This window comes from Chryseobacterium ginsenosidimutans, from assembly GCF_024807225.1.
Taxonomy (GTDB): Bacteria; Bacteroidota; Bacteroidia; order Flavobacteriales; family Weeksellaceae; genus Chryseobacterium; species Chryseobacterium ginsenosidimutans.
Genome location: NZ_JANUCO010000001.1, coordinates 2,692,472 through 2,704,782, shown reverse-complemented (window position 1 = coordinate 2,704,782; position 12,311 = coordinate 2,692,472). Strand labels below are relative to the sequence as shown.

At 32.8% G+C, this 12,311-nt stretch carries 13 protein-coding genes and 1 pseudogene; 11 read left to right on the top strand and 3 right to left on the bottom strand.

All coding sequences use genetic code 11. The features are described 5' to 3' along the window. The first annotated feature begins 438 nt into the window (after positions 1 to 438). The 11 genes and pseudogenes from J3D55_RS12680 to J3D55_RS12630 all read left to right on the top strand — a co-directional run bounded on the left by J3D55_RS12680 (position 439) and on the right by J3D55_RS12630 (position 9,773). Positions 439 to 833: pseudogene (locus J3D55_RS12680) on the top strand (acyl-CoA thioesterase). Next, positions 830 to 1,243: an AraC family transcriptional regulator gene (locus J3D55_RS12675; protein ID WP_259131597.1), complete on the top strand. Its 414-nt coding sequence runs from the start codon at positions 830 to 832 to the stop codon at positions 1,241 to 1,243. The pseudogene J3D55_RS12680 and the gene J3D55_RS12675 overlap by 4 nt, the downstream one beginning before the upstream one ends. Continuing rightward, on the top strand, positions 1,131 to 1,391 hold the full coding sequence (locus tag J3D55_RS12670; RefSeq protein WP_310467505.1) for a helix-turn-helix domain-containing protein: 261 nt from the start codon (positions 1,131 to 1,133) through the stop codon (positions 1,389 to 1,391). Before J3D55_RS12675 ends, J3D55_RS12670 begins: the two co-directional genes overlap by 113 nt. Before the next feature lie 247 nt (positions 1,392 to 1,638). Further along, positions 1,639 to 4,470 carry a heavy metal translocating P-type ATPase gene (locus J3D55_RS12665; protein WP_259131595.1) on the top strand — a complete coding sequence of 944 codons (2,832 nt, stop codon included), beginning with the start codon at positions 1,639 to 1,641 and terminating at the stop codon, positions 4,468 to 4,470. Between the two features lie 157 nt (positions 4,471 to 4,627). Continuing rightward, positions 4,628 to 5,368 (top strand): DUF72 domain-containing protein, encoded by a 741-nt coding sequence (locus J3D55_RS12660; protein ID WP_259131592.1) that lies wholly within the window; start codon positions 4,628 to 4,630, stop codon positions 5,366 to 5,368. A gap of 88 nt (positions 5,369 to 5,456) precedes the next feature. Beyond that, positions 5,457 to 5,720, top strand: coding sequence for a hypothetical protein (locus tag J3D55_RS12655; protein WP_259131590.1), 264 nt, complete (start codon positions 5,457 to 5,459; stop codon positions 5,718 to 5,720). Beyond that, the gene (locus J3D55_RS12650) at positions 5,713 to 6,027 is read left to right on the top strand and encodes a hypothetical protein (protein ID WP_259131588.1); all 315 of its coding nucleotides are present in this window, start codon (positions 5,713 to 5,715) and stop codon (positions 6,025 to 6,027) included. Before J3D55_RS12655 ends, J3D55_RS12650 begins: the two co-directional genes overlap by 8 nt. 37 nt (positions 6,028 to 6,064) lie before the next feature. Continuing rightward, a complete protein-coding gene (locus tag J3D55_RS12645; RefSeq protein WP_259131586.1) occupies positions 6,065 to 6,337 on the top strand; it encodes a hypothetical protein in 273 nt (90 codons plus the stop codon). Positions 6,338 to 6,421: 84 nt separating this feature from the next. Next, on the top strand, positions 6,422 to 7,081 hold the full coding sequence (locus J3D55_RS12640; protein ID WP_259131585.1) for a YggS family pyridoxal phosphate-dependent enzyme: 660 nt from the start codon (positions 6,422 to 6,424) through the stop codon (positions 7,079 to 7,081). A gap of 56 nt (positions 7,082 to 7,137) precedes the next feature. Further along, a complete protein-coding gene (locus J3D55_RS12635; protein WP_259131583.1) occupies positions 7,138 to 8,322 on the top strand; it encodes a sigma-54-dependent transcriptional regulator in 1,185 nt (394 codons plus the stop codon). 89 nt (positions 8,323 to 8,411) lie between these two features. Beyond that, positions 8,412 to 9,773 carry an MATE family efflux transporter gene (locus J3D55_RS12630; protein ID WP_259131582.1) on the top strand — a complete coding sequence of 454 codons (1,362 nt, stop codon included), beginning with the start codon at positions 8,412 to 8,414 and terminating at the stop codon, positions 9,771 to 9,773. 359 nt (positions 9,774 to 10,132) lie between these two features. Here the strand turns inward: J3D55_RS12630 and J3D55_RS12625 are convergent, their stop codons facing one another. From J3D55_RS12625 to J3D55_RS12615, 3 genes are all read right to left on the bottom strand, one after another. After that, positions 10,133 to 10,660: a GNAT family N-acetyltransferase gene (locus J3D55_RS12625; RefSeq protein WP_259131581.1), complete on the bottom strand. Its 528-nt coding sequence runs from the start codon at positions 10,658 to 10,660 to the stop codon at positions 10,133 to 10,135. A 58-nt stretch (positions 10,661 to 10,718) separates the two neighbouring features. Next, positions 10,719 to 11,297 (bottom strand): Crp/Fnr family transcriptional regulator, encoded by a 579-nt coding sequence (locus tag J3D55_RS12620; protein ID WP_259131580.1) that lies wholly within the window; start codon positions 11,295 to 11,297, stop codon positions 10,719 to 10,721. 203 nt (positions 11,298 to 11,500) lie between these two features. Further along, on the bottom strand, positions 11,501 to 12,175 hold the full coding sequence (locus J3D55_RS12615; protein ID WP_259131579.1) for a hypothetical protein: 675 nt from the start codon (positions 12,173 to 12,175) through the stop codon (positions 11,501 to 11,503). Positions 12,176 to 12,311: the final 136 nt, after the last annotated feature.

The following is a 12,311-nucleotide window of genomic DNA, read 5'->3' as shown; positions in this document are numbered from 1 at the left end:
TTAATTTCATATCAAAGCTTTTTTACAAAATATTTCAGTAAAATTTACAACTAAAGTATTCTTTCGTTAAAAACTATTAATTCATTATGAAATTTTTATGAATATTTGTCAAAAGCCACCTTATTAATAAGAATTTACAATTCAAAAATAAAATATTGGTGAAAATTTTCAAAATCAGTATTACAAAATAATTAATATTTAAGGCTGTATTCCTTAATATAAAGCATGTATCATCGATTAAGTGAATAATTTTATAAAGCTATTGAAAAACTATTCTGCTTTTTACCACAAATCTTTTTTAAACAAAAGACAAGAATAAAACAATACAATTAAAAAAGAAATAATTGAGGCTATAAATAATTCTCTTTTGATAACTGAATCCAATTCGTTTGATAAAGCCAGTTTTTAGCGCTAAATTTGCCCTACAAAATTTCACCTATGAATTATCACACTAGAAAATGGGTAAAACCGGAAGACTTAAATCCTAATCAATCTCTTTTTGGAGGAAGATTATTACAGTGGATCGACGAAGAAGCTGCTTTATATGCTGTGATTCAGTTAGAAAACAAAAAAATAGTCACAAAATTTATCTCTGAAATCAATTTCGTAAGCTCTGCAAAACAGGGAGATATTATTGAAATTGGTATTGAAGTTTCGGCTTTTGGCTCTACTTCGCTTACATTAAAGTGTGATGTACGAAATAAAATGACTCATCAAACCATTATTACTGTCGATAAAATCGTAATGGTAAATCTTGGCGAGGATGGAATCCAGCTCCTCACGGAAAAACAAAAGTTGAGTTCGTAAAAGACAGATTAAACAGTCAGTTATGAAAATCTTTGTGAAAAATATGGTTTGCGGCAGATGTATTTCTGCTGTGGAGCGCATTTTTAATGAGGTTGAAATTAAAATTACATCGATCAACCTCGGTGAAGTCGAAACTGAATCCGAAGTTTCCGACAAAGACCTTCAATCCTTAGAAAATCAATTGTTAGAAACCGGATTTGAACGAATAAGAGACTCTTCACATCAAGTTATTGAGAAAATTAAAAACCTTGCGATTATAAAAATCAGTGAACTTGATATTGATGAAAATTTTCTTTTGTCCGAATTTTTAAGCTCAAAACTTCATAAAGATTATAGCGCACTTTCGAAAACCTTTTCACAGAACGAAAATATTACGCTGGAACAGTTTCTTTATCCTTCAAAAAATCGAAAAAGTAAAAGAACTTCTTCTTTATAATGAATTTACTTTAACGGAAATCGCTGGAAAACTAGGCTATAAAAGCGTTCAGCATTTATCTTCTCAATTCCGAAACAGTACAGGCTTCACTCCTACCGAATTCAAAAAACTGAAAGTTCATAATAGAAAAGCTTTGGATCAAATTTGAGTCTGAGAGTTCTAGTGTTTGAGAGTTTTTTGAGTTTTAATAATTACATCTATGATATTTAACAACAGAAAATCTGTGTAAAAATCCACTTTTACGCAAAACTCTGATACTCTGCATCGCTCCCACTCTTAAACTCTAATACACTCCAACACTCCCACCCTCAAACTAAATTCTATAAACATTATCCTTAAATTTATAACAACCTTCCGCTTTCATTTTGGAAATTTGCAGTATAAATTAAAGGATCATGCAACAACAATATAAAATTCTGGGAATGACTTGCTCCGGCTGTCAGAAAAAGATCTCAGAAAAACTCAATAATATAGAAGGAATTAACGCGGAAATTAATCTTGAAAATAGCACAGCAACAATAATTTCCGACAAACCGATCGAACTTAAGACATTAAATAAAGCATTAGAAGAAATCGGAAATTACAGGCTCGAAGATCCCAATAACTCCGAAAAAGCTTTTATAAAACCGCAGGACAGGGTTTCGCCTTCTTCAGTTTATTATTGTCCGATGGAATGCGAAGGTGAGAAAGTCTATTTCCAGCAAGGAAAAAGATGTCCTGATTGCAATATGTATCTGGTTCCGATTGAGGAAAAACACGCCAAAGATCCGAATTACAAACCCACTTTTTCTTCGACAAATCTTCCAGAAAACTTTAAAGATAATCCTGGAAAACATTATTGCCCGATGTTTTGTGAAGGCGATAAAATTTATGATGAGAAAGAAGATTGTCCAATTTGCAACATGCATTTGGAGGAAATTACTGAAGATTTGGTTAAAAATTCCGCACCACATTCACACGATTATTCCCATCATCATCATGAAAACCCGAAAGTTACGGATGAAATGGCAGGAAAATATTATTGCCCGATGTATTGCGAAGGCGACAAAGTGTATGACAGTAACGTTGGTTGCCCTGTTTGCGGAATGGATCTGGTGAAATATCCGGAGAAAAAAGTGGCGAAATATACGTGTCCGATGCATCCGGAAATTGTTCAGGACGAACCGGGAGATTGTCCGATTTGCGGAATGGATTTGGTAAGAATGCCCGATAAAGATGAGGAAGAAGATGAAACTTACCATATTTTAAAACGTAAATTCATTATTTCACTGGCATTTACCCTTCCTGTTTTTATCCTTTCGATGGGCGGAATGTTAATTAATTTTCCTTTTTCACATCAAATTCAGGGAATTATTGAGTTGATTTTAACGCTTCCAGTTTTATTTTATTCAGGATGGTTTTTGATGAAAAGAGGTTGGATTTCGTTCAAAACATGGAATTTAAATATGTTCAGTTTAATTGTTTTGGGTGTTGCGGCAGCATTTATTTTCAGTATTGTTTCTTTGATTTTTCCGGATCTTATTCCTCATGAAATTCGTGGTCACAATCATGAAATCCCTTTGTATTTCGAGGCGGTTTGTGTGATTTTAACGCTTGTTATTTTAGGACAATTAATGGAAGCTGCAGCCCATAAAAAGACAGGAAATGCAATCCGCGAATTAATGAATCTCTCTCCTGATGAAGCGAATTTAATCATTAATGGTGAAGAAAAAAAGGTGTTACTTTCACAAGTTAAAATCGGAGATTTATTAAAAGTAAAACCGGGTGAAAAAATTCCTGTAGACGGAAAAATCACAGAAGGAAATTCTATTGTCGATGAAAGTATGATTACGGGCGAACCGATTCCTGTTGAGAAAAATATTGACGACAAAGTCACTTCAGGAACGATTAACGGAAACCAGGTTTTCATCATGAAAGCTGAAAAAGTAGGCGATGAAACTTTGCTTTCTCAAATTATTAAAATGGTAAATGAAGCGAGCCGAAGCAAAGCCCCGATTCAAAAATTGACAGATAAAGTAGCTAAAGTTTTTGTTCCGACCGTTATTTTAATTGCTGTTCTTACTTTTATTTTATGGCAGTTTTTCGGTCCGGAAGGCAAAAAAACTTTGTTTGCTTTTGTAAATGCGGTTGCGGTTTTAATTGTGGCTTGTCCGTGTGCTTTAGGATTGGCAACACCGATGTCTTTGATGGTGGGGATTGGGAAAGGTGCAAAAAACGGGATCTTAATAAAAAACGCCGATGCTCTTGAACAAATGAATAAAGTAAACGTTCTCATCACCGATAAAACAGGAACTTTAACCGAAGGAAAACCATCCGTTGAATATATTGAAACGCTTAATAATGATCAGGATTTAATCTTAAAATTAGCATATTCATTAAACCAAAATTCCGAACATCCGTTGTCAAATGCTGTTATTAAAAAAGCTAAAAATGAAAATATCTCTTTCGAAAAAGTAGACAATTTTGAAAACATTTCAGGAAAAGGCGTTAAAGGAAATATCCACGGAAAAATGGTTTATCTTGGAAACGAAAATCTTTTGACATCCCATCAAATTTCGATTCCTGAAAACTTAAAACAAAAAGCAACAGAAGTACAGTCAAAAGCGCATACGATCTCTTATATTGCTCAGGATAAAGAAGTTTTGGGTTTCCTAAGTTTTACCGATAAAATTAAAGAAAGCTCTAAAAAAGCAGTCGAACAATTACTAAACGAAGGCATCGACATTATCATGATGACCGGTGATAACGAACACACCGCAAAAGCTGTTGCAGACGAATTGGGTATTAAACATTTTAAAGCAAATTGTCTTCCTGAAGATAAATTAAACGAAGTAAAAAGACTTCAAAAAGAAGGTAAAATCGTAGCCATGACCGGCGACGGAATCAACGACTCCCCTGCTTTGGCTCAGGCAAATATAGGGATTGCAATGGGAACAGGAACCGATGCAGCGATTGAAAGCGCAGAAATTACTTTATTAAAAGGTGACATTCTGGGTGTTGCAAAAGCTAAATTATTAAGTGAGAAACTTTTGAAAAACATTAAGGAAAATCTGTTTTTTGCTTTTATCTATAATGTGTTGGGAGTTCCGATTGCGGCAGGATTATTGTATCCATTTTTCGGAATCTTATTATCACCGATGATTGCGGCTGCGGCGATGAGTTTCAGTTCATTATCTGTGATTTTAAATTCATTGCGATTAAATTCTGTTGATTTGAATATTAAATAAAATTTTTTGATTCTCTCGCAGATTTTGCAGATGATTGTGTTTTAATTCTATAAAATATTTTCAATAAAAATCTGCGTAATCTGTGAAATCTGCGGGAGAAAATAAAAACTTTCAAATCAATAACAACAAAGCTTTAGCCAAAACTAAAATTGAAAATATGAAAAAAGAAAATCTCTATATCGGATGTTCCGGCTTCTACAACAACGATTGGAAAGGCTCCTTATATCCTGAAGACGCCAAAAGCAAAGACTTTCTTACCTTGTATTCTCAGGAATTCAATTCTGTTGAAATTAATTCTACATTTTACAGAAAACCAACTGCCAAAACCTTGTTGAAATGGGTTGATGAAACGCCCGATGATTTTAAATTTTTCATTAAAATTCCAAAAGTGATTTCTCATGAAAAACGCTTGAAAGATTGTAAAGAAGAGATTTCAGAGTTCTGTATTCATATTCAATCTCATTTAGGAGAAAAACTTTCAGGGTTTTTGTATCAGTTTCCGCCTTCCTTTAAAAATACACAGGAAAATATTGATTTAATTCTTAATAACATTGATTTCAATTATTTAAATGTCATAGAATTCCGTCATGAATCTTGGTGGAGCGATGATATTTTTGAAATTTTAAAAGAAAATAATTTAGTTTTCTCAGGAGTCAGCTTTCCCGGAAATCTTCCTGAAGATATCATTATCAATCATCCCGATATTCTATACTATCGGCTTCACGGAAAACCCAATCTTTATAAATCAGAATATTCTGAAGAATATCTTGATAAGTTAGCTGAAAAAATTAAAAATTCACAACATAAAGTATTTATCTTTTTTAATAATACTTGGGGAACTGCAGCGATTAAAAATTCGTTGTATCTGAAGAAAATTCTCTCTTTGTCATTAATTTAATTTCAATTATGAAATTACAGTAAAAACACTACCCTTTTACTTTATTTAATTATATATATTTGATTACTAATAATCAAATACTTATAACATGGAAAAAGTTACTTTTGAAGAAATTGAAAGGCTTATTGATAAATTCAAATGGGAAAGATATTTCCATTTGATTATCATTGCAGCGTGTACCTTAATTATTATAATTGTTGCTATACTTTTATTAAGACAAAAGGATAACTGGCCTACAGCATTGTCACTTCTTGCACCTGGAGGAACAATTTTTTTCTGTTTGTCCAGAGTTTTTAAAATGTGGGATGATGTAATGTCAACAATTAAAACAAATAATGGTAAAGATGAATAATTCAAAGACCATAAGAATATTTGGCTTAATTGGTATTATAGCCACAGTGATTGGATACTTATTTTTATTGTATAAAGGATATACTTTAAATGATGAAAATACTATATTAAATAAAAGCGTTATTGCTAAAAAAGCTATGGTTGATGGCCTTAAGCAAGAAGAGAAAACTCTTAATAACAGCATAAAAGCACTAAAATCAGAGCAAAAGATAACAGATAATAAAATTCGCTTAGTAGCATTTAATTCTTCTGATTCAAAATTAAGAGAAAAAGGTAAAGAACTTATAAAAGAAACTCGGAATCCCTGATGTAAAACCTATTATTAAAACTGCTATAAATAATAATTTGACAAGTGCACAAAAATTTGAAAAAGAAGGTTTTGAATCTGTTATAAATAAAGATGCTGAATCTGCAATAAAATCATTTTTAGAATCAGAAAATTCTTATAATACCTATCATCAGGTATATGAAATTGCAAAATATCTGAAAAAAAACAAAGAAAATCTTAGTGATAAAAACTCTCCGGAATGGAAGAACGTCTATAAAAAACTAGTTTCCGATTACAGTTGGAAAATGCCTGAAAATTTCAAAACACAACTCGTCGAATTATCGAAATAGATATTTCTAAATACATTTTTCTGAATTTCAAATAAATTAATAATCTATTCGTTTTTTACTGTTAAAATTCAGAAATTTGCCATTATGAGTATTCAAGAAAATTACAGCGATATAAAAAGCCAGCTTCCTTCTGATGTACAATTGGTTGCTGTTTCAAAAACCCATCCTGTTTCGGCGATTCAGGAGGTTTATGATTTGGGACAAAGGGTTTTTGGTGAAAATAAAGTTCAGGAAGTAACAGAAAAATATCCTCTTCTTCCGAAAGATATTCAATGGCATTTGATCGGGCATCTACAAACCAACAAAGTAAAATATATTGCCGAATTTGTTGATACCATTCAAAGTGTGGATTCTGAAAAATTATTGATTGAAATTAATAAAGAAGCAGGAAAACATAACCGTATCATTAAAGTTTTACTTCAAGTAAAAATTGCCGAAGAAGAAAGCAAATTCGGATTGGAAATTGAAGAAGCAAAAGACTTATTCCAAAAATATATAAACGGAGATTTTCCCAATGTAGAAATTACCGGTTTAATGGGAATGGCAACCTTTACGGACGATAAAACTCAGGTAAAAAAGGAATTTTTACTACTAAAACAAGTTTTTGATGAATTAAATCAATTGAAAAAGCTGGAAACATTATCAATGGGAATGAGTGATGATTTTCCTATTGCCATTGAAAGCGGAGCTAATTCTGTGAGAGTGGGATCGGCAATTTTTGGAAGAAGAGATTATTCCAAATAGTTGGTTTAGGTATAGTTTTTGCTAATAATTCAATCAAAAAATCTAAATTTGCAACTATGCAAAAAATCCTTATTGTAGAAGACGAAAAAGCAATCTCAGGGGTACTTCAAAGTATTCTTTCTGATGAACTAACTGACTATGAATTTGTTATCGCCGAAGATGGACTTGAAGGTTACAAACAAATAGAAAAAGAAGACTTCGCATTGGTGATTTCGGACATCAAAATGCCTAAACTTTCTGGAACTGAGCTTTTAAAACAAAGTTTAATCTTGAAACCAGAATCCACTTTCATTATGATTTCAGGACATGCAGACATCGATTCGGCAGTGTCTTGCTTAAGAGATGGTGCATACGACTTTATTTCCAAGCCTATTGATATCAACAGGTTGATTACCAGTGTAAAAAATGCTTTGGCTAAAGAAACTTTGAAGAAAGAAAATAAAAATCTTCAAACCGAAAATAAAACATTAAAGAGAAAAGTTAACAAAAAGTACCAAATGATCGGTGAATCTGCAGGTTTGCAAAAGATTCAGGATATGATCGAAAAGGTAGCTGTTTCTGACGCAAGAGTTTTGATCACAGGTCCGAACGGTGCGGGAAAAGAATTGGTTGCTCATGCGATTCACAATCAAAGTGAAAGAGCAAGAGGTCCGATGGTAGAAGTTAACTGTGCTGCAATTCCTTCAGAACTTATTGAATCTGAACTATTTGGACACGTAAAAGGTTCTTTTACGGGAGCAATTAAGGATAAGCAGGGGAAATTCGAACAGGCAAACGGAGGTACTATTTTCCTGGATGAGATCGGAGATATGAGTTTAATCGCTCAGGCAAAGGTGTTGAGAGCACTTCAGGAAAGCAAAGTTTCTCCTGTAGGAAGCGATAAAGAAATTAAAGTTGATGTAAGAGTTCTTGCAGCAACAAACAAAAATATGCAGGTGGAAATTGAAGCGGGAAGATTCAGAGAAGACCTTTATCACAGACTTTCTGTGATTGAGATCTATGTTCCGCCATTGGATGAGAGAAAAGAAGACATCAAATTATTGGTAGAGCATTTTTCGGGATTGATCTCCGAAGAGCACGGTACTGCTTTGAAAAAATTTGATGATAAGGCGATTGATGCCTTAAAAGCTCTTTCATGGACCGGAAATATCAGAGAATTAAGAAATGTTGTCGAAAGGCTGATTATTTTAGGAGGAAACACTGTTTCTCCCGAAGACGTTGCAAGTTTTGTAAGGAAATAATTTTATTATTATTTTAAATATATAAAGATTTGCAGTATTCACACTGCAAATCTTTTTTTTGATGTAAACTATATGAATATAAACTAATTATGAGCTTTTTAAATAAAAACTATACCAAAGAGGCTTTGACTCTGGCTCTTCCGGTGATGTTGACGCAGGTTGGGCAAGTCTCGGTAAATCTCTTCGACAACATCATCGTCGGAAAATTACTCGGGGCCGATGCATTGGCTTCTGTATCGCTGGGAAATGCGGTATTTTTCTCGATGTTTGTTTTGGCATTGGGATTTTCTTTTGCCATTCCGCCATTGGTTTCGGAAGCGCATTCTAAAAATGATCACAAAACGATCAATTCTGTTTTCAGTCACGGATTTGTCATTAATATGACCGTCGGAATTATTTTAATGGGAATTCTGCTTTTGGGATTACCACTACTCTATAAAACTGGTCAACCCGTGAAAATTATTCCTGATACGGTTGATTTCTTAGGAATAATGGCGATCAGTATGGTTCCGTTTATGGCTTTCCAGACGTTGAGAGAAGTTTCGGAAGGATTATCTTATACGATTGGAGTTACGAAAGCTACGATCATTGCGAATGTCATTAATATCGTTTTAAATTATGTTTTCATTAAAGGACTATGGGTTTTCCCTGAAATGGGCGTAAAAGGTTCTGCATTAGCCAGTTTAATTGCAAGAATTTTTATGGTTGTTTTCCTTTATTTTGTTCTTTTAAAAGAGAAGAAAACAAGACAATATATTAAAGATTTTTCATTAAAAATTCAGGTTTTTACGAAAGAAATGTTTGAAAGAATGATAAGATTAGGCTTTCCAACTGCTTTACAGATGTTTTTTGAAGTAACGGCTTTTGCAGGAGCAGCTTTTATTTGCGGATTGATTTCGGCTCATGATATCGCTTCTCACCAAATTGCATTGAGCATGGCTTCTTTTACCTTTAATTTATGTATCGGTTTCAGTGTAGCTTCAACGGTAATGATCGGTCGAAAACTGGGCGAACAGAATTTTGTTGAATTAAGAAAAGTCGGAATCAACAATCTGAAAATCGCATTTATTTTCATGTGCATCTGCGGAGTTATTTTCATTTTGGGAAGAAATATTCTTCCGACATTCTTCACGAAAAAAGAAGAAGTTGAAGTGATTATGTTAGCGTCCAAATTAATGATTATTGCTGCTTTATTCCAGTTATCAGACGGAATTCAGGTAACGGCATTGGGAATGTTGAGAGGTTTGCAGGACGTGAAAGTTCCTTCTATTTATACATTTATTGCATATTGGGTAATTACGATTCCTTTAGGATATTTTCTTTGTGTAACCTTGAAAATGGGAGCTTTCGGAATGTGGATCGCTTTAGGATTAGGATTAACGGCTTCAGCAATTATGCTCGTCAAACGATTTTTGAATATGTCTGCGAAGAGAATTAAGCAGAATTTATAATATGGAAAGCGGTCTTTTGGGATCGCTTTTTTATTTTCAAGTTATTCCCAAGGTTTGTCATTCCGTAGGAATCTTTACTCTTTAATATTTATAGAGATTACTTCGCTCCTCGCAATGACCTAATTGAACAGTTGAGATTCCTACGGAATGACAAAGTCAGAGATTATTGTGTCTGATCAAAAGAATGACAAAAAACCTAGCCCCGATTGCAGAGAAAATCCTTTTTTGAAAAAAAAGATTGCAACGGAAAGCGGGAAATAGCTCCTGAAAAAATTATTAATTATTAATGATGAATTTGTTAATGATTGTAGATTTCTCCTTTGTTGAAGTGACAAACTGTATATAATTTTGAGATTGTTTTACTTCGACAAGCTCAGTACAGGCTCACCAATTCTCTTCCCCAAAATCACCAACGTCCTTTCCACACCATCCAAAACCGCAACATCAGGAAAAACGCCCCAATCTTCAAATCCAAAATATTTGAAGAGTTTTAAGCTTGGTTCATTATGCAAAAAGATAAAACCTAATAAAGTTTTGACGCCAAATTTCCCTGCATTATCAATACAATATTGCAGAACTTTCTTGCCGTAGCCTTTTCCACGACAGCTTTCATCCATATAAATGCTTAATTCTACCGTTCCATTGTAAGCCGGTCTTCCGTAAAATGAAGAAAAACTAACCCAACCCAACACATTATTTTGCTGACCTTCAATGATCCAGAGAGGTCGCGTTTCAGAATTGTGTTCGTGAAACCATTGGATTCTGCTTTCCACAGAGATATTTTCCGTATCGGCAGTTACCATTCTTGAAGGAATGGTTGAGTTATAAATTTCGACGATTTTTGGTAAATCTTCCAGGTTTGCATTCCTGAATTTTATTTCTTCCATTGTATGACAGCCTATTTCTGCAAAGATACGAGAAGATTTTTTCTAATAATCACAAGAATTATTCTTCGGAATTACTTTTCTCATGTTCTTTCAAAGCTCTGTTAAGGCTTTTCACCGTGATTCCCAAATAAGCCGCCATATCTTCTTTTGAGATTTCCATTTCTTTGGATTTTACATCAAGAAGCTGAGCCAACGTATGTTCTGTTTTGTGAAGCTGCTGATAAGATGCACGGCTTGAAGTATTTACGATACGTTCTGCGAAAACATCAAGCAATAAATTATTTAAAGCAAGATCACTTTTAATTAAAGACTGAAAGAAAGGGATCGTCATCGAATAGACCGTAACTTCTGTTATAGCCTCAATACTGCACAAACAGCTTACATTTTTTATGACTTCTATTTCACCGATAATTTCGCCTTTTCCCAAAAACTCAACGATATATTCTTTGCCGTTTTCTTCAACGAAATAGCACTTTGTAATCCCATTTTTAATGAGCATTATTTTGTTAGACGTTTTATTTTGTGTCAATATTTTTTGTCCTTTATCAAAAGATTTCAGCACAATATTTTTCTTGTTATCCTGCTTCTTGTAAAGATCTTCTAAGTAATCTAAAAATAATTGATTCGTACGTAGCATAATTTATCTGAGACAAATGTCCTTTTACGGGTTGTTTTTTATTCTGAATTTTGTCGGCAGAAAATTACAAAAACTAAAGTAAACTAAATATGAATAATTCTATAACTACCATTGCTTTTGATGCAGATGATATACTTTAGATAAATGAGCCTTATCTTATGAAATTGACAAATATTACGAAATCTTGAATTATTTATAAAATTTTAAAAATCAATAGCCTTTTCTCGTATTCCATATCTGCAAAAATTTAGATATTTTTTAATATACTGGGAATTATATCTTTTTTCGAAATAAGCAATTTTTTCGTAGTAAGGCACTTTTACATTTTCATATAAATGATATGCACAGATTAAATCAATAAGTTTTTTTGAAGATTCCTGATTGTCTAAAATAATCTCATCCAGCTTACAAACCAATGAATCTATTTCTTTATTGGTCCACTTCGTTTCTGTATTTAATATATCAACTCCATTTAAATATTCAGGAGTATTTTCCTTTTTATTAATGATCATGCTGTCTTTCCACTTCTTCTCCCAGTCTGCCTGATTGATGATTTGTTTTTCAAAAGTCACTCTTGTATAAATTTCATAATCCATATGAGAAATTCCCCTAAGACATCCTCTTAAAACTTCTACAGAATCTTTATTTTTAAGATAATTTTTAAATAATTTTTCTAATGATTTAGACTTCTTCTTAAAAAGAATATTTGTCGCATAGTACTTATTTACAGGATTTCCATGAAAAGCAATATATTCTATTTCTTGATCTGTTGCTATTTTATCCATTTTTTCATGAATTTTATACAGTTCACTTTCATGTCCGTCAACACTTATATTTTTACCTTCAGCTATTTTACTTTTAGCTATTTGCTTATACAATCGATTTACTTTTGGTGATAATTGTCCGAAAATAAAAAAAGGAAAAAATGTTAGAAAAATTAATATTTTCATTTAAATAGAGGTTATTGTTTTAAACTTTGAAAATAACAAAAAACTCGCTCAAAAAGAGCGAGTT

What these genes read in the sequence shown, in the direction of transcription:
- J3D55_RS12675 (WP_259131597.1), top strand. Translation starts at nt 830, where the DNA reads ATGAAAATCTTTGTGAAAAATATGGTTTGCGGCAGATGTATTTCTGCT.
- J3D55_RS12665 (WP_259131595.1), top strand. Translation starts at nt 1,639, where the DNA reads ATGCAACAACAATATAAAATTCTGGGAATGACTTGCTCCGGCTGTCAG.
- J3D55_RS12660 (WP_259131592.1), top strand. Translation starts at nt 4,628, where the DNA reads ATGAAAAAAGAAAATCTCTATATCGGATGTTCCGGCTTCTACAACAAC.
- J3D55_RS12655 (WP_259131590.1), top strand. Translation starts at nt 5,457, where the DNA reads ATGGAAAAAGTTACTTTTGAAGAAATTGAAAGGCTTATTGATAAATTC.
- J3D55_RS12650 (WP_259131588.1), top strand. Translation starts at nt 5,713, where the DNA reads ATGAATAATTCAAAGACCATAAGAATATTTGGCTTAATTGGTATTATA.
- J3D55_RS12640 (WP_259131585.1), top strand. Translation starts at nt 6,422, where the DNA reads ATGAGTATTCAAGAAAATTACAGCGATATAAAAAGCCAGCTTCCTTCT.
- J3D55_RS12635 (WP_259131583.1), top strand. Translation starts at nt 7,138, where the DNA reads ATGCAAAAAATCCTTATTGTAGAAGACGAAAAAGCAATCTCAGGGGTA.
- J3D55_RS12630 (WP_259131582.1), top strand. Translation starts at nt 8,412, where the DNA reads ATGAGCTTTTTAAATAAAAACTATACCAAAGAGGCTTTGACTCTGGCT.
- J3D55_RS12625 (WP_259131581.1), bottom strand. Translation starts at nt 10,660, where the DNA reads ATGGAAGAAATAAAATTCAGGAATGCAAACCTGGAAGATTTACCAAAA.
- J3D55_RS12620 (WP_259131580.1), bottom strand. Translation starts at nt 11,297, where the DNA reads ATGCTACGTACGAATCAATTATTTTTAGATTACTTAGAAGATCTTTAC.